The following is a 23444-nucleotide window of genomic DNA, read 5'->3' as shown; positions in this document are numbered from 1 at the left end:
AGAGGAGAAACCACTACATGTCTACTTTTCTATACCGCTTAGGTAAATCGGCTTATGCTAAGCCCTGGGCCTTCATTGCAGTCTGGATCATTGTACTCGGAGTTGTAGGCACCCTGATTGGAGTCAACGGCATTCAATCCAGCTCCGAGATGAAAATTGAAGGCACAGAGTCGCAAAAGGTGCTGGATAAGCTGACAAAAGAGCTGCCCGCTGCGGCCGGAGGCCAGGCTAGTATCGCCTTCACTGTACCGGACGGGGAGCGTCTTGATACGCCTGAGCGTACAGCGCTGCTTCTAAAAGCTATTAATGATGTATACAACATGGAATATGTCATCAACCCTGCCGAACTGGCAGCACAAGCAGCGGCCGCCGCTGCCGGTCAAGCTGCCGCTGATCCTTCCGCCGCTGCCGGTCAAGCTGCCGCTGATCCTTCCGCTGCCACTGGTCAAGCCGCTGCCGATCCTTCTGCCGCTGCTGGTCAAGCCGCTGCTGCTCAGGCAGCACCGTTCGGTCCGCTGATTGTTGACGGCGCTCCGGTTCCCGGCGTGATGCTGTCGGCTAACGGCAGCATTGCCCTGTTCCAGTTCCAGTTCACGGTTCAGCAGACATCTCTGCCATCGGAGGTGCCGGACAACATCATCGATACCGTGACCAAAGTTGAACAGTCCGGTTCAGGCATTACCGCGATTCCAAGCGACTCGCTCAAAAGCATGCCGGCCATCGGCTCCACGGAAGCGATCGGCGTAGCCGTTGCTGCCATCGTATTGTTCATGACGCTGGGCTCAGTCGTTGCCGCCGGGCTGCCGCTGCTGACCGCACTTCTCGGAGTAGGCATTAGCGTCGGAGGTGCGTTTGCCCTCGGCAGCCTGATCCAGATGAACGATATTACACCGGTTCTTGCCGTGATGATTGGTCTCGCCGTGGGGATCGACTACTCGCTGTTCATTGTGAACCGCCAGCGCCGTCTGATCCTGGATGAGAAATTAAGCGCAGCCGAAGCAGCCAGCCGTGCACTGGGCACCGCAGGCAGCGCGGTATTCTTCGCCGGTCTGACCGTTATTATCGCCTTATGCGGCATGCTCGTCATCGGCATCGGCTTCTTGTCTACTATGGCCCTAGTTGCTGCGGCCAGCGTTCTGATCAATGTCCTGTTGGCCTTGTCCCTGCTGCCTGCGCTGCTCGGCCTGGTCGGTGAACGGATCGTAACCGCCAAAGCCCGGACCAAGCACAGCACCGCTGCCAAAAAAGCGCAGCACAGCTTCTCGCACCGCTGGGCAAATGCCACGGTGAAATACCGCTGGGCCATCATTGTGCTGGTGGTGCTGGTGCTTGGCACAGCCGCCATTCCAGTGACCAAGATGGAGCTGGGTATTCCATCCGGCGCCTCGGCGAACCTGGATACTCCGGCCCGTCAGAGCTATGATGTCATCTCCAAAGGGTTCGGTGAAGGCTTCAACGGCCCGCTGCTGCTGGTTGCTGAGACAAAGAATCCGTCTGAGAAGATCTCCATGCCGATCCTGGGCAAGCTGGTTCAGGAGCTGCAAATGCACGATAATGTGACCCTGGTCTCTCCGCTCGGTGTCAGTCCCACCGGCGATATCGCCATTATCAGCCTGATTCCGAAGACAGGGCCCACAGATACCGCAACCAGAGACCTGGTACAGGAGCTGCGTGATCCAGCGTCCAGCCTGACCACCGGCAACAATATTAATCTTGGCGTGACCGGCTTCACCGCCATCAATATTGATATGTCCTCGAAGCTGTCCGATGCCTTCCCTATATACATCGGGATCATCGTTATCCTGTCGCTGATCATTCTGCTCTTGGTATTCCGGTCCATTATCGTACCTATCAAAGCAACCGTCGGCTTCGTGTTAAGTATTATTGCCACCTTCGGCGTAACCACCGCCGTCTATCAATGGGGCTGGCTGCATTCGCTGTTCGGCTTCGATACCGGCGGACCGCTGCTAAGCTTCATGCCGATCCTGGTCACCGGTATTCTGTACGGACTCGCCATGGATTATCAAGTCTTCCTGGTCAGCTCCATGCGTGAAGCTTATGTCCACGGCCGCCATGGCAAGGACAGTGTTATTCACGGCTATGATCTGGCCAGCCGGGTCGTACTGGCCGCAGGTGTGATCATGGTGTCCGTCTTCGCCGGCTTCATCTTCGCCCCTGATGCGATGATTAAGCAGATCGGCTTCGCGCTGGCCTTCGGCATCCTGATCGATGCCTTCATCATCCGGATGACGCTTGTTCCGGCCGTCATGGCCGTCTTCGGCGACAAAGCCTGGTGGCTGCCGAAATGGCTGGACCGCCTGCTGCCGAATCTCGATGTCGAAGGCGATAAGCTGATCGCCAAGCTGAATGCCGAGAGCGGACACAAGCACTAAACTCGCCACACACAAAGCGGAGACCTGGCTTCGATGAATAGTCAGGTACTTTGCGGGACTCCAAGACATGTACATCTCCCCGGAATAACGGACGGCACTCCCGCCGTTCTCCATGTACAAATAGAGCCTGCGGCATCGTCCGCAGGCTCTATTTTGATATAATGGCTATAATTGAATTCAAATACTAAGGAGGAGTACCCATGAACATTATAGAACTGGATCTTGCTCAGAACCAGCAGGAAATCTCCCGCTTACTGGAGGAACACAGCCGCCGCATGGACAGCAGCATTCCGCCCTATCAGCGCGAGGTGATCTCCCTGGCGGCCTATGAGAACGGCGTCTTCATCGGCGGCGTTACCGGGGATATGGTCTGGAATATTCTGAATGTGCACTTGCTGGCTGTGGATCCCGGGTACAGGGGGCATGGACTCGGCAAGGCCCTGCTGGAAGAGCTGGAGCACAGAGCCAGGCAACGCGGCTGTAAGGTAAGCGAGTTGACCACGATGAGCTGGCAGGCGCCGTTTTTTTATCAGAAGCAGGGGTATGAGATCTTCGGCGAGATCAAAGATTGTCCGCATGAAGGGCAGAGCAAATATTATCTCCAGAAAAACCTGAAGCCCGGTTCCCCCTCCTAACGAGGTCCCGGCGCTTCGCGCCATCCCGTTCAAGCCACACTGAAAATCACGTGCTTCCCGCCCGCCAGCGCCTTCCCGTAGAAGTCCAGCAGGCCTGCAAATTCAACCTTCAAAGCTGCCCTCAGCTCCTCCGCTACACCATCCGTCTTCAATTGATCGAAGTCCACCTGCTGCATCGCCGCAATAATGTCCTCCAATTCATCCTGCTCGGTGCACGCGAAGAACCCGTCCTCCTCTTCCACCTCAAACACATGAACCACGACAACAGCTTCACTTAACGGATCGCCTTCGATAGGTTCACTGGCCGAGACTCCAGTTAGCGCGAGATGCAGCTCCTCCCACAGCTTGTCGATATCGTAATATTCACTTCCGCCTTCAATCAGCTTCTCCAGCGTATTCATCAGCTCTGAACCGTCCATCTCCATCATGCGCTCCAGTGTATCCTCATCCACCATGACATATTGACCCAGCATACCCATTTGTCATTCCTCCCTCAATAAAATACAGCTGCCCGCGCTCCACTCTCCTTACAGAATAGGCGACAACAGCCGGGAAATCCCCTCTTTCAGCTTGATCACCAGCGAGCGCTGCGCATAACGTTCAACGGTCAGCTCAGAGCACAGTCTGACATCGTTCAGGAAAATATCCTGGAGCTGTTCGGCAATCGCCCGGTCATACACAATGGCATTCACCTCGAAGTTCAGCCGGAAGCTGCGCGAATCGATATTCATCGTTCCGACAGAAGCAACCTCTCCGTCAGCGACAATCGTTTTGGCGTGCAGGAAGCCATTCTCGTAGAGCAGGATTTTGGCCCCGTAATTCAGCAGATCTCCGGCATACGCCCAGGTGGCCCAATACACGAACGGATGGTCAGGCTTGTTAGGGATCATGATCTGCAGATCCACTCCGGAGAGCAGGGCGATTTTGCAGGCGTCCATGAAGCTGGTGTCCGGTATGAAGTACGGGGTCTGGATGTACACACTTTTTTTAGCCGATAAAATAAGCTTGATGTACATATTCTTCAGATGCTCGGTGGACGAATTGGGGCCGCTTGTAATAATCTGCACCGGGCTTGTCCCTGTATGGGGCTCCATGTTGAAGACGAATTCCCCGTAATCCCCGCGCTCATGCATCCCCGCCTGATGCCAGTCCAGGATGAATCTGCCTTGGATATGGCTGACTGCATTTCCGGTAATCCGGAGATGAGTGTCACGCCAGTAGCCGAACTTCGGAACCTGCCCCAGATATTCATCCCCCACATTGAACCCGCCGATATAGGCGATGCTTCCGTCAATAATACACAGCTTGCGGTGATTCCTGTTGTTGATCCGGAAGTTCAGCGGCTTGAGCAGGGACGGGAAGAACACTTCAACCTCGCCCCCTGCTGCACGTAATTCTCTGAAAAAATGCCGTGAAATCCGCTTCGAGCCGACTTCATCATATAACAGCCGCACCTTCACGCCTTCCATGGCCTTCACGATCAGCATATCCCTCAGCTCCCGGCCCAGACGGTCCGGCTGAATGATATAATACTGAATGTTGATCTCTGCGCGGGCAGAGCGGATATCCTCGAATAACGCGGCGAACTTCTGATGGCCGTCACTGTAAATAACAATCTCATTATCGCTGGATAACAGGCCGTGCGACGAACGGATATTCATGTTGATGAGCTGGGCATAGTTCGTCAGCAGCTGCGACCTGTCATCCGCCCCTTCCGCGAAGGCTGCCAGCTGCTTGTCGGCTTCGGCCTGGACATATTCCTGCTCTTCGATGAAGAGCTTGTAGAAATTCTTCTTTTTGAGATTGCGTCCGAAAAAGATATACAAGACAAATCCCAGAATCGGGATGAAAAACAGTACCATCAGCCAGGCCCAGGTATATCCAGCCTCCCTGCGCTCAATGAACAGAAAGCCCAGTGCCAGAATGATGTTAATGAGGGTGACGACTGTGGTTAGACTTGCAAATTCCATGCTCTTTCCCCTTTTCTCTCTGTCTCGCTCTGATGCCTAAAAGTCCTCCAGCACCTTGGACCTGTCGCCATGGATCCTGTCCAGATGCTCCTCTCCCCAGTAGCATAACAGGTCCAGCGCGGGCTTCAGCCCCCAGCCGTAGGCCGTCAGCTCATACTCCACTCTGGGAGGAATCTCCTGGTAGATGGTCCGTGAGATAATCTCATCGTTCTCCAGCCCTCTTAGCTGGGCAGTCAGCACTTTCTGGGTTAAGCCCGGAATGAGCCGCAGCAGCTCGGAGGTTCGCTTCTGTCCGGTCATAAGATGGTAGATAATCAGCGGCTTCCACTTGCCGCCCATCACTTCCAGCGCCGCCTCTACGCCTACTTTGTACTTTTTGGGAACGCTATCGCCATTCTGTTCAGTCATTGCTTCTGCCTCCATTATGTAGGGTACCTCAATGTTCCTATGGAACATACACCTTCCTATAGAACAGCAAAGTGCGTCCTTCCGGATTATTTTATTCCTGTTTATAATAGCATCAGCCAAGGAACATGGCTACAAACCTGCTATTAAGAAAGGTAGTGAAGATACAAGCATGAGCGTATTAATCGTCGTATCACACCCAAGACAAGATTCCCTGACCTTCCAGGTCGCCCGCCGTTTCGCAGAGGGATTGAGCCAGGCCGGCCATGATTATGAGATATTGGATTTGCATGGGATAGGATTTGACCCTGTTCTACAGGGGAGAGAGGAACTCAATATGACCGCAGGTGAACAGGAACAGCCCTATTCTCCTGAATTAGAGCGGGAAATGGAGCGGTTGCGGCAGCATGACGGCCTGGCATTTGTTTTTCCGCTGTGGTGGTGGCATCTGCCGGCCATGCTGAAGGGGTATATCGACCGGGTGCTGAACAACAGGGTTGCCTACGGCACAAGTAATCTGCATGATTATCGTGCGCTATGGCTGGCTCTGGCAGGCGTATCGGAGGAGCAGGTGAAGAAACGTAATTATGATGAGGCCACCACGCGTCTGCTGAACGTAGGAATTGCCGATTACTGCGGAATCACAGACTCCAAGGTTGAGTTCTTTTACGAGACCCTGGATTCGCCGCCCCCGCATTATGAAGCGCTTCTGGAACAGGCCTATCAGGCGGGATTACATTATGGCAAGGGGGAGAACTGACACATCACAGGAATGAGGGAAATCACAGCATCACATCAAATTCATTCACATAAACTGCATTGCCAGTCACTTCTATAGTGTTGCCGTTGTCCGACACTGACACTCTGACTCTGCCGTCCCTGCCGATCTCAAGGCCCTGCTCAATTAGCAGCTCGAAGGAGGGTGCTTGTCCGCCGATATGCCTGGAATAATAAGCCCCCATCACCCCGGAGGCGGTGCCAGTCACCGGGTCCTCGGTGGTCCCAGAGAACGGGGAGGAGAAATGGCGGGCGTGCATATGCGCCTCAGGATCATACGTCTCCAGACAGAACGGGTGAATGGACGAGCGGGGCATCTCCTTCAGCACCTCGGGAAACCGCTTGTTGTCCGGCACCATCCGGGTGAAGGCGTCAAGGCTTGTGACCGGGACCAGTAAGGTCCACGTTCCGGTGCTGCCGTACATGGTCGGCAGGGTCTGATCAATATCACCGGGTTCAAGGCCGATCGAGCGGGCCAGGTCCTCAAGCGATCCGTTAAAGGGTTGAAACTGGGGACTGGCCTGTCTCATCGTCATATAGAGGCTGTCGTGATCTTCTGTGAAACGGACGGGCAAGACTCCTGCTTTGGTCTCGATGGTCAGCTCGCTGGCGTCTCCAAGCAGACCCTTGGTCTTCATGGCATATAACAACGCCATGGTCCCGTGGCCGCAGAGATTAATCTCATGCCCCGGGGTAAAATAGCGGATTCTGAGATCCGCCAGGTTGGATTTTAACGGAAACGCCGTCTCATTGAAACCCACCTTCGCTGTGACCTCCTGCATTTGCTGCTCCGTGAGCCCCTCGCCGTTCAGGACAACTCCTGCCGGATTCCCCTTGTTCGGAATGCTGCTGAACGCATCGTAATGATAGACTTTGATGTTCTGCACACCTGCACCGCCTGTCTTTTTTGAGTAATATGATAGCATAAATGTATATAAAATGAATTTAAGATATTTAGGCATCATGATATGTTCGGTTTTCCGCATACATTCAGTCCATGGACGCCGCGCGTGCCCAATGTGGTCGGTTTTTCGACTATATTGGGACCACGTACCCTCGCACTGCCCATTGTGTTCGCTTTTCCCAATTCACGCAAAAAAACAGCAACGGACAAGTCCCTGTGAAGCGGACGGTATCCGTTGCTGCAATCATAGAAAGCAATACTATTGTCTACTAAGCTATTTATTCAGCCATCTACTCACCCGCATCTTGCTTCCCCAACCAGGCTAACTCCGCCATCGCCCGCAGCGGGCCGCGGAGGCCTGCGGCCACTTCCGCTTCGGTCTGCGCCTCCGGCTTGTCACTCCAGATGGAGAAGGTAGTGCCGATGAGTTCGCGCGGATAAGCTCCGGTATACTCCTGCTTGGCTTCTCCGGTACGGGCCGGGAACAGGCCGGGATGCCAGGAGGCGCGGATTTTCTCGCCTGTCGGATACTTATAGCCCGCATTTTCGCCCAGCACGTAGTACAAGTAGCCATCGTTGTAGTTAATCACCTGATGTCCCTTGGCGAGAATGTCTTCCACCGGGGCCATCATCGGATGCCACTTCGTCCAATACGTGATTTGAATGGACGGCTTGGGCGCGACCCGCTGGGTCTGATCCGCACGATAGAGGCCATCATTCCAGGCACGGACCGTCCAGCCTCTCGATTCCAGATGCTCAGCAACCTCGTTAAGGTAATCAATATAAGTGTCCACGCCCGTGCCGCCGCTGATGTTCAGCACATTCCGGGCATACTCCGCGAGCTGCGGATACTTATCGAACTCCGCGAAGTTAATGAATTCATCCCCGCCGATATGAAAATAGCGGCTGCCCGCAAATAACTCCGCATATTCGTCAATCAAATCCAGCACGAACCGGCGGGCGGCCGGATTCGTAATATCCAGGGCCCCAGGAGCCGGAGTTCCCGCTGAATCCTTGAGCAGCCACTCGGGATGCGTGCGGAGAGCCTGCCCCAGATGTCCCGGCGAATCCAGTGAAGGAATGATATCCACATGATAACGCTGTGCCTCAAGGATAATCGCCTTCATCTCCTGCTTGGTTAAAGCTTGCTCCGACACCACCTCAGGATGGCTCTCACTCATCAGCCGGAAGCCTTCGTTCTCGGAGAAATGCAGCTGCAGCGTATTCAGCCGCAGCCGGGACATCTCTCTGATCCGCTCCAGAAGCCAATCTTCGCTGTAGAATTTGCGGCCGATATCGATATGCAGCGCACGCTCTCGAATGACAGGCTCATCGGCAATGGTTCCGTAAGGTACGGAGCCGTCATCCGCCAGCTTCTGCAACAGCGTCCGCAGACCATACATCACTGCCCGTTCACTTGATGCGGTGATCTTCGCATAAGTCCCGATGTCAATGACGTAAGCTTCCTTGCTGTCCAGGTCTCCCGCAGCTTCATGATCCGTCAGTTCAATGACGATATCACCCGAAGCGGGTGTCTCCGTTTCCCCATGAACAATAGTCATGATCTGGTCAGCGGGTGTCAGAATGCCCGAGTATTCACCCAGCACAATAAAGGCTGTTTCGTTCAGAACACGGTTATTATCCGATCTGGCATTGTCTACAATCCGGGTTTTGGACCCGGCAGACAGCCGCCATGGCTCCCCGGATGCCGCTGCAATCTGCTGCTGTACACTGGTGAGCGGGCAGGTATCGGAGACGTTCTGATCTAATGGTTCATCCATATTCATATCCATACTCTTCTCACCTCTTCCTTCTTCGCGTGGATCAGCGCAGCCGGAGGCCGACCGTGGTAATCTCATGTCCGCCAAGCGGAAGCTTGAGCGAAGCGGCTTCTTCTGGCTGAAGCTCTTCACCTTCTGCTTCCAGTACATTCGAAGTATAGAAGGCGGTAACCGACAGCACAGATTCCAGTTCCAGCTCGCAAGGCTGTTCCGTAAGGTTGAACCAGCGGAGCAGCACATCGCCGCGCTCTTTGTTCAGCTTCATGGAAGAGAAAGCAGCGGTTCCGCCGTTCCAGCGGACGGCCGAATACACGGAAGGAATCGTTCCCGCGTGAACCTCTGCCTGCGCGCAGGTCCAAGGAATCTGGAACTGGTAAGCAGCCGCAGCGGCACCGGAGGTTACCGCATCCCCGCTATGCGGCAGGAGCAGCATGTCTGCGGTCTGTTCACCCAGGCACTGGGCTTCCGGCGTAGGGAACCAGCCCCAGTCGCCCATCTCGCCTACACTGCGGAGCAGCGTAACGGCAATGGTATTGCGGCCATCCCGCAGAATCTCGTATTCGTGTAATCCGAGGTTCGCAACCGTGAGGCCTGCATTCTCTCCAGCAACATCCACGAAGCACTGCTGATGCTGCGCATTGCTGGGATTCTGCCATTCCGGCGCCGGCTCGTTCGGACGTTCCGCCAGCTCGAACATCGAATCTACGCGGTGCGAGGCTGCGGACAGATCCGCCGGGAACAGCATCCGCAGGCGGTGATCCTTAGCGGTATTACTAATGAAACTCTTCACTTCCAGCCCTTTGCCGCTGCGCTCCAGTCTCAAGACCGTCCGCAGCTTAAGGGTTACTGTAGCGGCACTGCGCTGAGCCTGCCGCTCCGGGTAATAGACCAGCGCCCGCTGTTCTTCTTCCAGCAGGGCATCGGCCGAAGCCGGAATCTCCCATTCATGGGTGATTTCGATGGAAGCCCGGTATGGCGTATCTTCAATAACAGCGATATCCGCGTTAAGGCCCAGAGTCGTCAGCGGCACTTCGCCCGCAGGCGCTCTGTACATATATTCATTCCCGATGTCACCGGTATTCTCGTAGACACCAAGGTCACGATAGATCTTGCCGCTAGGCTTATGCTCCAGTGTGAAGGAGCCGTCAGCCATAACCTCGACGCGCAGCGTGTCGTTCTCCAGCACACGTCCGCCGCGAACCAGCGATGAGGCTTCTTGAGCGGAAGCCGCCCCAACAGGGCGGACCCAGGCATAGGTGCGCAGTCCCAGGGCAGGCACATCCGCCGCCTCGAAGGTCAGACGCACCTTGCGGCAGCTATAAGGCTGGCGGAACCGGTCATCCGGCAGATCATAGCCAAAGGACAGGCCAAGATCCTCCACCGTACAAGGAACCGGCTGGCCTTGTGCATCGACCAGGACCCGTCCGGCCAGGTCCACAGCCTTCATAAGCCGGGCATTCTCTTCCAGCGGCAGTCCTTCGCGCAGATACTGGCGGGCCGCATCCAGCTCTATGGTCACCGTACCGGTGCGGCTCCAGCCGCTGGTATTGGTTACAATGAGCGGAAGTGCCTCTTCGCCGTAAGCGGCGAAGCCGGAGGTGTCCACCGCTGCGGTGATCGCCTGCATACTATCCGCCACGATGCCCTCAGCCGTGTGATAGCTTTTGTCGAAGCGGGTGACCATCTCGCGGTGTACCTCATCCACGCTGCAGCCGCAGATGGAATCATGCGGATGGTTCTGCAGCAGCGTCTTCCACGCATAATCCAGCAGATGATGCGGATACTCCCCGCCGTGCAGCTTAGCGATAACGGCCAGCGGCTCGGCCACCTTTTCCAGCATGGCCTGCCCCCGTTGGTTCAGTTGCTTCAGATATACCCGGGCGGAAGCGGTATTGACCAGCGTGCCCCAGCCGTCCGTGCGCTGGCTGCGCAGCTCGCCCTTCACCGTGGACAGACTGCGGCCAGCCAGTGAAGCTTCCACTGCCTTGATATAGTCCGGGAAGTTCGAGTGAACGAAGTTGACCTCCGGGTGCAGCTTCTCCGCCGTGCGGATCGCCTCCGGAAGGTCGGTCTGCAGCGGCTGGTGATCGCAGCCGTTCATGAACAGCAGCTGATCGGTCGCCGCATACTGCCGGGCATCGCCCAGCTTGCGCTCCCAGTAGCGGCGTGCCTCATCAAGCTCGACGGGAACCTCATTCCCGTTAGAATACCAGTTGGCGAACAGGATGCCCAGCACCTGCGAGCCGTCCGGCCCTTCCCAGACCAGCTCCGAGAACGAGGATTCATAGCCGTCATCGGAGACCATATTGTTGAAGCCCGTAGGCTTCACTCCGCGCCCGAAAAAGGCGTTAGTGATGCCGGCCTGCTGCATAAGCTGCGGAATCTGTCCGGTCAGGCCGAAGGTGTCCGGGAAATAACCGATTTTGGACACTTCCCCATAGACTGCCGCATCCTGATGTCCTAGCTGTAAGTTACGTACATTGGCTTCCGGACTGGTGAGATAAGCATCCTGCAGAATGTACCAAGGTCCGATAAATATCCGTCCCTCACGGATATGCCGCGTGAGCCGCTCCCGGTTCTCCGGACGGACCTGGAGATAATCCTCGATGATAATCGTCTGGCCGTCGAAGAAAAAGCTGCGGAAATCCGGGTTCTGCTCCAGCGTGTCCAGCAATGTGTCCACCAGTTGAATCAGCCGGATATGATGGCGCTCATAAGGCAGATACCATTCCCGGTCCCAATGCGTATGCGAGATAATATGTGCCGTCTGTTTAGTAGTCATAACCTGTTACCCCTCAATCTCCAGCGGATATTCATCCATATAGCTGATCAGTTCATCCACGGTCGTGAAGGCCAGTCCTGTCACTGTATCCGCACAGCCGTAGTAGATGGCAATCCGTCCGGTAGCCGCATCAGTCAATGCCGCGCAAGGGAACGTCACGTTCGGCACATCGCCGACACATTCATACAGCTCTTCCGGGCCGAGGATATAGTTGCGCGAGCGGGCTTTTACCTTCCAAGGCTGATCCAGATCCAGCAGCGCGACACCCATGCGGTAGACGAATCCGTTGCAGGTATTGATAACGCCGTGATAGATCAGCAGCCAGCCCTTGTCGGTTTCAATCGGAATCGGTCCGGGACCAATCTTTTTGGACTGCCAAGCAGAAGCGTCACCGTCAACCGTACCCATCACATAGCGGTGCTTGCCCCAGAAGGTCAGGTCAGGACTCTCACTGTAAAAAATATCGCCAAACGGCGTATGCCCGGTATCGCTCGGACGGCTGAGCATCGCATAATTGCCGCCGATTTTGCGCGGGAGCAGCACTCCGTTGCGGTTATACGGCAGGAAGGCATTCTCCAGCTGATGGAAGGTTTTGAAATCGAATGTGTACGCCAGTCCAATCGTTGGGCCATGGTAGCCGTTGCACCAAGAGACATAATAACGGTCGTCAATCTTGCAGACACGCGGATCATAGCGGTACTCGCGCTTGGTGATCTCTTCATCGCCCTCAAATACGATCGGCTCATGGTTGATCTTCCAGTTCACACCGTCTTCACTGAAGCCCGCGAAGATATCCATGCTGACCGACCGCGAATCACAGCGGAACACACCAGCGAAGCCGCCCTCGAAGGGAATGACCGCCGAGTTGAACACACTGTTCGAGTTCGGAATGGCGTTGCGCGGAATGATCGGGTTGGCGGAATATCTCCATACCGGGGAATTCGTGCCCTCAGGCTTCTCCTGCCAAGGGATGTTAGGTAGTGCTTCTCCAATAATTGTACTCATGATCTGGTCTCCTTTATCTGTGAAAAAATAGTATATTACCAGGACCGCCTCTTACGTGCCGGACCGTATGTTTAGAGAATGTCTTCCTTCAGCGCCCGCAAAATCAGCTGCGAGAACAAGCTGTTCGACCAGGCGAACCACTTGCGGGTGAACACAGCCGGATCGTCGGCGTGGAAGCCTTCATGCATATAGCCAGTATCGGCGTCAGTAGCTTCCAGCATGGCGATAACTGCCAGCCGCTCTTCCTTGCTGTCTGCCGTGATGCCCTGCATCGACAGCGCCATATGCCAGATGTAGCCCGGAGGGGTATGCGGACTGCCAATTCCCTTGGCGGCCTTGCCCTCGAAGTAGAACGGATTCTCGCTGCTCAGAGCGAACCGTCTCGTATTCTGATAGACCGGATCGTCATTGTTCAGATAGCCCAGGTACGGAATGGACATCAGGCCCGGTGTTCCGGCGTCATCCATCAGGCTATAGTTACCGTATCCGTCTGTCTCGTATGCGTAGATTGGCCCGAATTCCGGGTGGCGGTAGATGCCGTACAGCTTGATGCCGTGATCGACCTCCTGCTCCAGCTCCTTCAGCTCGGCTAGGAAATCCAAGTCCCGGAAGACCCACTCGGCGAAATCCTGCATCTGCCGCAGCGCCACCACAGCGAACATATTCCCCGGAATGTTGTAATGGAAGTCGCAGGCGTCATCGCTGGAGCGGAAGCCGGACCAGATCATGCCGGTGTAATTGACAGGCATCCCCAGGCCGCCGTTACGGATGGAATCCTCCATAATCCCGTTGTTCCGGGTGAAACGGTACGGTGACTGCTCGGCATGATGCTGCTCGCGCTTGAACAGGTCGGTGATGACGCGGAGCATTTTTTTGAAATCAGAGGTAAAGAAATCGGTCTGCTTCGTCTCTTCCCAGTAAGCATGGGCCAGCCGGATCACGAAGCACAGCGAGTCGATCTCGAATTTGCGCTCCCACACCCACGGCGACATCTCGGTCACATCGGCGGCATTCCAGTGCCAGTCATTGGCCGATTCATTGAACGCGTTGGCGTAAGGATCGATCAGTACATACTCCGTATGGCGCTTGATCAGCCCGCCGATAATCCGCTGCAGATCAGCATCTTCCGCGGCAAAAGGCACATAATGAATGACCTGCTCCACTGAATCGCGCAGCCAGCAGGCGGGGATGTCCCCCGTAATCACAAAGGTGGTGCCGTCATCAAGCAGCTTGGTGGTCGTCTCCAGTGTATTCGGGAAGCAGTTGCGGAACAGCCGTTGCAGCTTGGGCCGGTGGGCCAGCTTCGCTTCGGCGTCGGCCAGCACGGCCTGAATGGATGACGGCAGCGTAAGCTCCGGCATCTCGATGCGGGGAAGTCTGAATTGTTCCAAGGTAGTAGTCTCCTTCTTGCTTGATCTATTGGTATAGCTGAACTTAGGAAATTAACTTGAAGCTTCTCATCACATATGTTTTGGAATTGGCCGTGACTCCAGAGAAGTTTTGGACTTCCGGCCGCTGTTGTCTGCAGATTTCTTGATTTTTTCCGTTTTTAACGGTTGAAATCCGCAGACAAAGGCGGACGCTATCGCTCCTACAGTTCCAAAATTCCCCTACGCCACTTTTCCTTAACTTAAATCTCAAGTTCAATCTATATAGTTGTGTACCTCTATTCAGCATGAATAATCTTAATCGTCTTAATCTCGAACGGATGGAAGTCTATCGTCAACACGCCGTCTTCATCCGGCAAAAGCTCGGTCTCTTCCTCCAGTGCATTGGACAGATAGATAGCAGAGTGCGGCAGCGGCCAGCTGATCCGCACGGTCTCGCGTCCACCGGCAGATTCATATAGCCGCAGAATGCTGCCGCTTCCGTCTTCCGCCAGCTTGACGGTATCCAGCACGACCTGCTTCCCTTCGTAGGGAAGGAAGGAGCCAGTGGACGGATGCTGTCCCTCACTTGCCTCGCAGGCCACAGCATACGAAGCATGGTTCAGCTCAGCGGCCTTGCGCTGGGTATGCGCTGCGCGCCAGTCCCCGGTATGCGGGTAGAGCGAATAGGTGAATTCATGCTCTCCCTGATCGGCCGAATGATCCGGCCAGCGCGGAGCGCGCAGCAGGGACAGACGGATGGTGCTGCCCTGCGTATCATAGCCGTATTTGCAGTCGTTCAGCAGGCTTACGCCGTAATCATGCTCTGACACATCGGCATAGCGGTGTCCGCAGACCTCGTACTGTGCCTGCTCCCAGCTGGTGTTGCGGTGCGTGGTCCGCTCCAGTGCGCCGAACGGAATCTCATACGTGGCCTTGCTGGTCACTACATCAATCGGGAAGCCAACCTTCAGCAGCTTGTGGGCTTCGTGCCACTGGACCTTCGTCTTGAAGTCGATTCGCTTATCGGCGTGATACAGAATCAGCTCCTGCTGGATTTCCGATTGGCCGAGGCTCCAGCGGAAGAACAGTACATCGCAGACAGGACCTGTGGACAGCAGCCGCTTCTCCAGCAGTACCGCTGCTCCGGCGGGCTGCTCTTCATAACGGCTGTCGATATCCCAGGCATCCCAGAGAATCGGACGGTCATGGAAGAAATGCAGCCGGTTCAGCGCTTCGCCGGACTTCACAATCTCACGCCCGGCTTCCTTGTCGTACAAGCTGATGATCTCGCCCAGCTCATTGAACTGGAGCCGGTAGTAGCCGGTCTCCCAGCGATCCTCGAACGTAGCGGAGTTCGCGGCAGAAATTGAGTTATTGCCTGCATCAGATGCATCTGCCCCCGGCTGTTCCTCTTCCCGCAGCCATACGGTTGCATACCCGAATGCCGGAACCTCCGGCACCCGCACACGCAGCACTGCCCGCTTTCCTGCTGTAGTCAGCTCTGCCGGAAGCCGTGTTCCGTTCCGGTCATAGACGGCGACATTGGCAGGCTCCACTTTAGAGGAAAGCTCAAGCTGGGCCACCATATCCCGGGTCCAGCCCAGTCCGTTCAGGATGACATAAGGCTGTCCCTCTCCACGTGTATCAATATCCGCTACGGCAGCCTCCATAACGGACTTCAAGGTACTCTCCCCAAGGACAAAGATGTTCTTGTATTCCTTCTCCGAAGTCTCATAGACCTCGGGAATCGATGAGCCTGGAATAATATCATGGAACTGGTTCAGCAGAATCAGCTTCCAGCCTTCATGCAGAGCCTCACCTACCTCTTCCCGCCGCTGCGGTGTCAGCTGGTGTCCAGCCAGAGTCTGCCATAGCTCCGCTTCCCGGTACAGAATCTCGGCCTTGCGGTTATTGCGCTTGTTCCGCGCATGGGTCGTATAGGTTCCCCGGTGCAGCTCCAGATACAGATCACCCTGCCAGACCGGCAGCTCCGGTGCTGCCTGCTCGATGCCTGCGAAGAAATCCGCCGCCGTGCTGTAGCCGGAGGCAGGCTGACCCACCATCAGCTCCGAGCGCGACAGGTATTCCAGCATCTCCCGCGTCACGCCGCCGCCGCCGTCTCCGTGTCCGTAGAGCAGCATTTGCTCGCTGTGAACGGCTTTTTGGCGATAGGACTGCCAGTGCTCGTGGATATCCTTCGGCAGCGTATTCTCATTCACGCCATGGTTCATATATGATAATAGTGCTGTCCCGTCAATTCCGACCCAGTGGAACAGGTCATACGGGAACAGGTTGGTATCATTCCAGCCCAGCTTCGTGGTCATGAAGTAACGGACCTTGCCGTGCTTCAGGATCTGCGGCAGGGAGGCGCAATAGCCGAAGGTGTCCGGCAGCCATTCAATCTCGGACTGCTGTCCGAATTCCTCCTGGTAGAAGCGCTGCCCGTACAGCATCTGCCGCATCAGCGATTCCCCGCTCGGAATATTCAGATCCGGCTCGACCCACATGCCGCCGACTAGCTCCCAGCGGCCTTCCTGAATCCGCGCCTTCACCTTCGCGTACAGCTCAGGATCATTGTCCTTCAGATAAGCGAACAGCTGCGGCTGGCTCTGGGCATAGCGGTATTCCGGATACTCCTCCATCAGGGCATGTACCGTCGAGAAGGTCCGGCTGGTCTTGCGCACCGTCTCCCGGGTAGGCCATAACCAGGCGATGTCGATATGCGACTGCCCGATCATATGAATGAAGCCCTCGCTGTTGCCGCCGATGGCCTGCACCTTCGCGGCCAGCTCCTGCTCAATCTTCTCTATCTCCTTGCCAGACTGCGAAACGTCAGGCCCCAAATTCACATATGCATCCATCGCCTGATGCAGCACCTCCTGCATGCGGACGCGCCGGAAGTCCTGCTCCGGCAGCAGCAGCATTGAATCCCGGATGACGGTTACTGTGTACATCAGCGACTGCACCGGCAGGTTCACTCTGACAAGCGCTGCGGTAATGGACCGGACCGGCGGCTGAATGACCGCTTGTTTATTGAGCGGATCATCCGGCTCAGGGATCGGATCATAGAGCTCAATCTCAATCTCCGGGTGTCTGCCGCCCGTCTCGGGGTTCAGGGAAGCATAGGTATGATTGCGGTCAATCCCCTGCCGCGAGGCTCCGTTCACACGCAGCAGCCCTTCGCCGCCGGAGTGGAAGATCAGCCCGGTGTCCGCATCGGTCCAATCCGCCGGGATATCGAGAGTAGTGCGGAAGTAATAGGTGGTACCTTGCACGCTCGGAAACAATCCGAACGATTCGCTGCCCGAATAAGGCTGTGCTTCGTCATAGTGGCCCGGCTGCCGGTAGATAGTGGAGAAGACCTTCCAGTCATCAAGCACCCGGTATTCCAGCCACTGCTTCTGTGAGCATTCCCGAATGAACCGGTTAATCCGTTCGATGTTTATCTGCTCCATCTTTAGTCCTCCGTAACCGTAAGATCTATATTCAGCGTATCGTTCACATTCCTGCCGACCCCGATGCGGAAGCTTCCCGGCTCAACCACCAGCTTATAATCCGGCCCGATATAGTTCAGATGCTCTGCACTCAGCGTGAAGGTCACCTTCTGCTTCTCGCCCGGCTCCAGCACGATCTTGCGGAATCCCTTAAGCTCCTTAGCCGGTCTCGTCACCTTGCTGACCAGATCGGAAATATATAGCTGCACGACCTCCGCACCACTGCGGGAGCCTGTATTCTCTACTTCCACTGTAACCTCAGCCGTTCCGTCTGCTGTGATCACTGCCGGCTCTACCTGGAGTCCGCTATAGCTGAATTCTGTGTAACTGAGTCCGAAGCCGAACGGATAACGCGGCTGCGAATTCCCTTCCAGATAGCGCACTCCCCGGGAACGTTTGCCTAAGTAATACACTGGCAGCTGTCCTACATCCTCAGGGAGGGACAGGGTCAGCCGGCCGGACGGATTGACATCGCCGAACAGAATGTCGGCAATGGCGTGGCCGCCTTCCTGCCCCGGATACCAGGCTTCCAGAATGGCATCCGCCTGCTCATCGATCCACGGCTCGGCAATGGGACGGCCGTTGATGTATACGACGACTACCGGCTTGCCAAGCGCCTTCAGCTCCTTCATCAGCTCCAGCTGAACACCGGACAGATGAAGCGACATCCGGTCGATGCCTTCGCCGCAGTCCATATCGCTAAGCGCATTCTCTGTGACCTTCGAGGCTCCGGTCCGCAGATCGATGCTGCCTTCCCCGAATTCACGGGCACTCGACCCGCCCAGGGCCAGCACAATGATATCCGCATCGGCTGCTACCTCACGCGCAAGCTCGAAGCCCTCGGTGGAGCTGTCTTTGATCCGGCAGCCCGGCGCATAAGCTACACGCTCCGGCTGCGCGGCAAGCTTGGCCCGTATCCCGGCCAGCACCGTAGTTACCCGATCACGCGGCTGCGGCGAGGTGTAATCGCCGAGCTGATTGTAGCCAATATCGGCGTTCGGCCCGATTACCGCAACCTTTCCATGGGCCGCAGACAAGGGAAGCACTCCGTTATTCTTCAGCAGCACAATTCCCTCCGCCGCCACGCTGCGCGCCAGCTCCGCATGCTCCGTACTTCCGATGACCTGCTCTGCCAAATCGGGATCGGCATACGGCTGTTCAAACAGGCCCAGCCGGAACTTCAGCTCCAGCACACGCGCCGCCGCCTGGTCCACCAGCTTCTCATCCAGCCGCCCGGAGCGTAGCGCCGTAAGCAGATATCCGCCAAACATCACGCCGGACATCTCCATATCAATCCCGGCGGTGAGTGCCTGTACGGCTGCATCCTCCCCGCTGTCCGCTGTATCATGACCCGAGGCCAGCATATCGATCGCGCCGCAATCGGTAATCACCATGCCCTCGAAGCCCCATTCACCGCGCAGAATCTCTTCCAACAGCTCCCGGTTCGTGGTACAAGGCACGCCGTCAATCTCGTTATAAGCCGGCATGATGGAGACCGCACCGGCTTCCACCGCTTTGCGGAACGGGTACATATCGACTTCCAGCAGCTCCCGCTTGCCGATATGTGCCGGACCGGCATTCCGGCCGCCCTCCGAGCTGCCATAGGCTACGAAGTGCTTGAGGGTTGCCCCCACACTGGACGCGCTGTCAAGCCGGTCGCCCTGTAGTCCTTCCACAGACGCTACGGCATATTCGCCGATGAGATACGGATCTTCCCCGAAGCATTCCTCGGTCCGGCCCCAGCGCGGATCACGCACCACATCCAGCACAGGGGAATACGTCACGGCTCCGCCTTGAGCACGGGTCTCCCGCGCGACCGCCCGGGACATCTCCCGGTAGAGGTCCACATTCCAGGTGCTGCCGATCAGCAGCGGAACGGGAAATACCGTGGCCCCGATGGCCATATGCCCATGCGAGCATTCCTCGCCGATCAAGAGCGGAATGCCTAGCCTGGAATGCTCCAGCGCATAACGCTGAATCGCATTAACAGCCTCCGCTCCGGCCCGTGCATCCAGCCCGCTCTCCAGCGTAACCCCTGTCCAGGGATCGGCACGCAGGGTTCCGTATAATGCGCCGACACCGCCTTCGCGGATCTGGCGCTTGAAGTCTTCTGTCAATTCTATCTTTCCATCTGTATGATTATAGGTCTGCCACCCGAACAGCTGCACCAGCTGGCCGACCTTCTCTTCCGGCGTCATCAGCCCGAGCAGATGCTTCGTCCGCTCCTTGACGGGCTGTGTACGGTCTCTATATAACATCCTGGCTCCACCCTCTCTCCTTTGATCTTAATCTATATATCCCTACTCCTTAACCGCCCCGACCGTAAGACCCTGAATGAAATAACGCTGGAAGAACGGATACGCGAAAATAATCGGTCCGGTTGCCAGCACCACCATCGCCATACGCGAGGTATCCTGCGGCATGTTGCGGAGGGCCTCCAGGCTTAATGAACTGTTCTGCGAATTCTGAAGAATGAACTGCATACTGGTCTCAATGCGCATCAGCATGGACTGCAGCGGCACCAGATTCGGATTATCAATATAGAGCAGGGCATTGAACCAGTCGTTCCAGTACCCGAGCGTGCTGAACAGCCCGATCGTAGCGAGGCCCGGCAAGGACAGCGGCAGCACGATTTTCAGGAAGGTGCGGAACTCTCCGGCGCCGTCGATTTTGGCCGATTCGATCAGCGCATCCGGCACACTGGTAATATAGAAGGTACGCAGAATCATAATGTAAAAAGCATTCACCGCCAGCGGCAGCACCAGCGCCCAAATGCTGTCCTTCAAGCCCAGCATCTGTGTCACGACAATATAGGTCGGAACCAGCCCGCCGTTAAACAGCATGGTGAAGAAGGAAAAGAACGCGAAGAAATTGCGGTATTTGAAGCTTTTACGTGAAATGGCATACGCATAAAGTGAAATAATCAGCAGGCTGACAATTGTACCAATGACCGTTACCGCAATGGTCACTCCGTAAGAACGGAGCAGCGTGTCCCCTGAGCTAAATACATATTTGTAGGCTTCCAGACTCCATTTGGCCGGAATTAACCGGTAGCCGTCCCGCGCAAGCGCCCCTTCGTCCGTGAACGAGATGAGGACCACGAACAGGAACGGGAAGATACACAGGATGGCAAAGCCTCCGGCGATACAGTTGAAGATGGTATTGAGCACCGGCGACAGCCGATGGAAATCGCGCGATTTCGCAGCATTAGCAGACATTTGGATGACCTCACTTTCCTTCATTTTCCCTAGAATAATGCACTGTCCTTATCGAATTTGCGCACGATGTAATTAGAGGTAAGAACCAGCACGAACCCGACCACTGATTGATACAAGCCCGCAGCCGTACTCATTCCGATCTCGCCGGTAGTCTTAAGTCCACGGTATACATAAGTATCGATGACGTTAGTCACACTGTAGAGCGTCCCCGAATCTCTCGGCACCTGATAGAACAACCCGAAGTCGGCATAGAAAATCTTCCCGATCGCAAGCAGCGTCATAATGATAATGATCGGCTTCAGCATCGGCAGCGTGATACTGCGGATCTGCTGGAGCTTGCTGGCTCCGTCGATCATCGCCGCTTCGTAGAGGGACTTGTCTATGCCCATAATTGCGGCGAGATAGACCACGCTGTTATAGCCGACGGCCTTCCAGAGGAATACGAATATAATAATGAACGGCCAGTATTTCGATTCCGAGTACCAGGAGATATTGCTGCCGAACATGGCATTAAGCAGCCCCCGCTCCGAGCTAAGGAAGCTGAACGCGAAGTATCCCACAACAACCCAGGACAGAAAATACGGCAGGAACATGCCTGTCTGATAGAACTTGGCTAGTTTTTTATTGGCAATCTCGGACAGCACCACCGCCATCAGCACGGACAGAATCAGGCCCAGGCCAATGAAGGCTATATTATATAAAAGGGTATTGCGTGTGATCAGATAGGCATCATTGGTGCTGAACAGAAACTTGAAATTATCCCAGCCGACCCACTTGCTGTTGATGATGCTGGCCCAGAAGCCATCCCGGCTGAAGCGGTACTCCTTAAATGCAATGACCGTACCCACCATCGGCAGGTAAGAGAAGAATAAAAACCACAGTGTGCCCGGCAGAACCATAAACAGCAGCACTTTATTTCTTAATACATCTTTGGCGGACTTTCCTATTTTCCCCATACTTCTAGTTCCTCCTATGCCGGAAAATTCTTATATTTACAAAAAAGATCGGGCCAAGTCTAATCACCCGCCCGATCCTCTAATAGAATGCTACTTATTATTCGCTGCTTTCCAGGCGTCGATCTGCGTTTGAGCTTCGGCAATAATTTTATCCAGACCGGCTGCTTTGAGTTTCTCGTTAGCCTTGGTCAGGTACTCTTCCGATTCTACAGATCCGGTCATCAGAGGTGCCCAGAATTCTTCCTTCACGTTCTGAACAGCGGCGATTTCATTCGTCACCTTGGACGTATCGAAGTTGAAGCCGAGCAGCGGAGCATTGATACCGGCATCGTTGAACTTTTTGAACTCTTCCCATTTGTTCTCAGGGTCGCCTTCGTTCAGATAGTTGATCATGATGTTACCTAGGGAGAACGTAGGCATGTCGTAGTTCTTCGCATCCGGGAGGTTCTTGATCATGTTGTCGCTGATCTTCTCGTAATGTACGCCCTCGATCCCGGAGTCGATCATGTTGCGCAGCTTAGGGTCAGTGTTCAGCAGGTTCAGGAATTCCATCGCTTTCTCAGGGTACTCGGAGTTAGCCGAGATCGCCTGCATGGAGCCCATTACCGACCAGTTATAGATATAAGGCTGACTGGCTGGTGTCGATACTACCGGATACCCATAGCTTGCAGACCACAGGTTGTCGGCCATCGGCTGGGTGGATGCACGGTCAGTGAACCATTTGCCGGCTTTGTACAAATCATCTACCGATGAGGTAGTCGCTACTTCAGGGGAGATGTAACCCGCCTGGTAGAATTTGCGGACGGTCTTAAGCGCTTCCTTAATCTCAGGTGTTTCCAGGATGTTGACCACTTTGTAGTCCTTGGTGTCCATATAGACAGCCATCGGCATCTTCTCGATCACATAGTCAAAAGGCATAATCGGCATGAAGTCCTTCACCATCGCGTAAGGAGTGACTCCAGGCTCGTTTTCCTTAATCGTTTTGAGCAGCGGCTCAAGATCGGCCATCGTCTTCACGCTGGTCAAATCCAGCTTGTATTTGTCGAGCAGCTCTTTATTGAAGCGGAACACCTCTTGAGCCGGAAGCTCTTTGTTGGCCGGTATCGCATAGTTGTGGCCGTCTACCTTAGAACCTTCCAGGAAGGCCGGATCAATGGTATCCACAATGCCCTTGCCCTGATTCTTCAGCAGATCATCGAGCTGCAGGAAGGCGCCCTTACGTGCATTCTGCACATAATCGAAGGCCCAGGACGAGGTGAACAGGATATCCATAGGCTCACCGGAAGCCGCCATAACCTGCATTTTTTGCGTGTAGTCCCCGAAGTCGAGCATTTTGATATCGAGTGTGGCGTTGATTTTTTCAAGTGTGTATTTATTGACTTCTGTGAGGACCTTGTCCATATCCTTCTGCGGCGGCCCGATCGTATACCAGATCAGTTCCACTGGCTTTTCGGTAGTCTCCGAGGCTTTGTTGCCGCCCGAAGCTGCTTCCCCGCCTGCATTGTTCTTACTGTTTCCCCCGCACGCCGTTAGCGCCAGTGAAACGGTTAAAAGCGTTGTCAACAACAAGGAGAAGTGTTTCTTTTTCTTACTCATTTGCCGTACCCCCTTTTAATTAGCTGTCCGGAAAATTCAGGCCTGCCGGGCATTTCCGGCTGCTGGTTTCCTTGGGCTATACCTTAACTTTATAAGATGAAAGCAGTTTCAAATAGAAGAGAAACTATATATTTTCAGGTATGAAATAAAGAAAAATA

At 55.2% G+C, this 23444-nt stretch carries 16 protein-coding genes; 3 read left to right on the top strand and 13 right to left on the bottom strand.

What is annotated here, in order from left to right:
• The first annotated feature begins 17 nt into the window (after positions 1 to 17).
• Together C173_RS28435 and C173_RS28430 are read left to right on the top strand one after the other, a co-directional pair.
• Positions 18 to 2393 (top strand): MMPL family transporter, encoded by a 2376-nt coding sequence (locus C173_RS28435; RefSeq protein ID WP_036731585.1) that lies wholly within the window; start codon positions 18 to 20, stop codon positions 2391 to 2393.
• A gap of 200 nt (positions 2394 to 2593) precedes the next feature.
• The gene (locus C173_RS28430) at positions 2594 to 3028 is read left to right on the top strand and encodes a GNAT family N-acetyltransferase (RefSeq protein ID WP_036731584.1); all 435 of its coding nucleotides are present in this window, start codon (positions 2594 to 2596) and stop codon (positions 3026 to 3028) included.
• A 29-nt stretch (positions 3029 to 3057) separates the two neighbouring features.
• Here the strand turns inward: C173_RS28430 and C173_RS28425 are convergent, their stop codons facing one another.
• Genes C173_RS28425 through C173_RS28415 form a run of 3 tightly spaced genes read right to left on the bottom strand, consistent with a single transcriptional unit; the run spans position 3058 to position 5406 of the window.
• Positions 3058 to 3507 carry a DUF1877 family protein gene (locus C173_RS28425; protein WP_051478551.1) on the bottom strand — a complete coding sequence of 150 codons (450 nt, stop codon included), beginning with the start codon at positions 3505 to 3507 and terminating at the stop codon, positions 3058 to 3060.
• Positions 3508 to 3555: 48 nt separating this feature from the next.
• Positions 3556 to 4998 (bottom strand): cardiolipin synthase, encoded by a 1443-nt coding sequence (cls, locus tag C173_RS28420; protein ID WP_036731583.1) that lies wholly within the window; start codon positions 4996 to 4998, stop codon positions 3556 to 3558.
• A gap of 36 nt (positions 4999 to 5034) precedes the next feature.
• On the bottom strand, positions 5035 to 5406 hold the full coding sequence (locus C173_RS28415; protein ID WP_036731582.1) for a winged helix-turn-helix transcriptional regulator: 372 nt from the start codon (positions 5404 to 5406) through the stop codon (positions 5035 to 5037).
• A 169-nt stretch (positions 5407 to 5575) separates the two neighbouring features.
• Here C173_RS28415 and C173_RS28410 point away from each other — a divergent pair, with 169 nt between their 5' ends.
• On the top strand, positions 5576 to 6163 hold the full coding sequence (locus C173_RS28410; RefSeq protein ID WP_036731580.1) for an NAD(P)H oxidoreductase: 588 nt from the start codon (positions 5576 to 5578) through the stop codon (positions 6161 to 6163).
• Between the two features lie 22 nt (positions 6164 to 6185).
• Here the strand turns inward: C173_RS28410 and C173_RS28405 are convergent, their stop codons facing one another.
• From C173_RS28405 to C173_RS28360, 10 genes are all read right to left on the bottom strand, one after another.
• Complete coding sequence (locus tag C173_RS28405) at positions 6186 to 7067, bottom strand: PhzF family phenazine biosynthesis protein (RefSeq protein ID WP_036731578.1); 882 nt, start codon at positions 7065 to 7067, stop codon at positions 6186 to 6188.
• A gap of 307 nt (positions 7068 to 7374) precedes the next feature.
• Positions 7375 to 8943 carry a beta-N-acetylhexosaminidase gene (locus tag C173_RS28400; RefSeq protein WP_235192057.1) on the bottom strand — a complete coding sequence of 523 codons (1569 nt, stop codon included), beginning with the start codon at positions 8941 to 8943 and terminating at the stop codon, positions 7375 to 7377.
• Positions 8909 to 11647, bottom strand: a complete 2739-nt coding sequence (locus C173_RS28395) for an alpha-mannosidase (RefSeq protein ID WP_036731576.1) — start codon at positions 11645 to 11647, stop codon at positions 8909 to 8911. The genes C173_RS28400 and C173_RS28395 overlap by 35 nt, the downstream gene beginning before the upstream one ends.
• Before the next feature lie 6 nt (positions 11648 to 11653).
• On the bottom strand, positions 11654 to 12652 hold the full coding sequence (locus C173_RS28390; RefSeq protein ID WP_036731574.1) for a glycoside hydrolase family 130 protein: 999 nt from the start codon (positions 12650 to 12652) through the stop codon (positions 11654 to 11656).
• Between the two features lie 71 nt (positions 12653 to 12723).
• Positions 12724 to 14043, bottom strand: coding sequence for a glycoside hydrolase family 125 protein (locus C173_RS28385; protein ID WP_036731572.1), 1320 nt, complete (start codon positions 14041 to 14043; stop codon positions 12724 to 12726).
• Positions 14044 to 14318: 275 nt separating this feature from the next.
• The gene (locus C173_RS28380; RefSeq protein WP_036732079.1) at positions 14319 to 17462 is read right to left on the bottom strand and encodes an alpha-mannosidase; all 3144 of its coding nucleotides are present in this window, start codon (positions 17460 to 17462) and stop codon (positions 14319 to 14321) included.
• A 17-nt stretch (positions 17463 to 17479) separates the two neighbouring features.
• A complete protein-coding gene (locus C173_RS28375; RefSeq protein ID WP_036731570.1) occupies positions 17480 to 19774 on the bottom strand; it encodes a glycoside hydrolase family 3 N-terminal domain-containing protein in 2295 nt (764 codons plus the stop codon).
• 42 nt (positions 19775 to 19816) lie between these two features.
• Positions 19817 to 20734, bottom strand: coding sequence for a carbohydrate ABC transporter permease (locus C173_RS28370; protein ID WP_036731568.1), 918 nt, complete (start codon positions 20732 to 20734; stop codon positions 19817 to 19819).
• A 29-nt stretch (positions 20735 to 20763) separates the two neighbouring features.
• Positions 20764 to 21690 carry an ABC transporter permease gene (locus C173_RS28365; RefSeq protein WP_036731566.1) on the bottom strand — a complete coding sequence of 309 codons (927 nt, stop codon included), beginning with the start codon at positions 21688 to 21690 and terminating at the stop codon, positions 20764 to 20766.
• Positions 21691 to 21780: 90 nt separating this feature from the next.
• The gene (locus C173_RS28360; RefSeq protein ID WP_036731564.1) at positions 21781 to 23286 is read right to left on the bottom strand and encodes an ABC transporter substrate-binding protein; all 1506 of its coding nucleotides are present in this window, start codon (positions 23284 to 23286) and stop codon (positions 21781 to 21783) included.
• Between the last annotated feature and the right edge of the window lie 158 nt (positions 23287 to 23444).

Origin of the sequence: Paenibacillus sp. FSL R7-277, from assembly GCF_000517965.1 — a bacterium.
Taxonomy (GTDB): domain Bacteria; phylum Bacillota; class Bacilli; order Paenibacillales; family Paenibacillaceae; genus Paenibacillus_AQ; species Paenibacillus_AQ silagei.
This window is presented reverse-complemented; position numbering and strand designations above follow the sequence as displayed.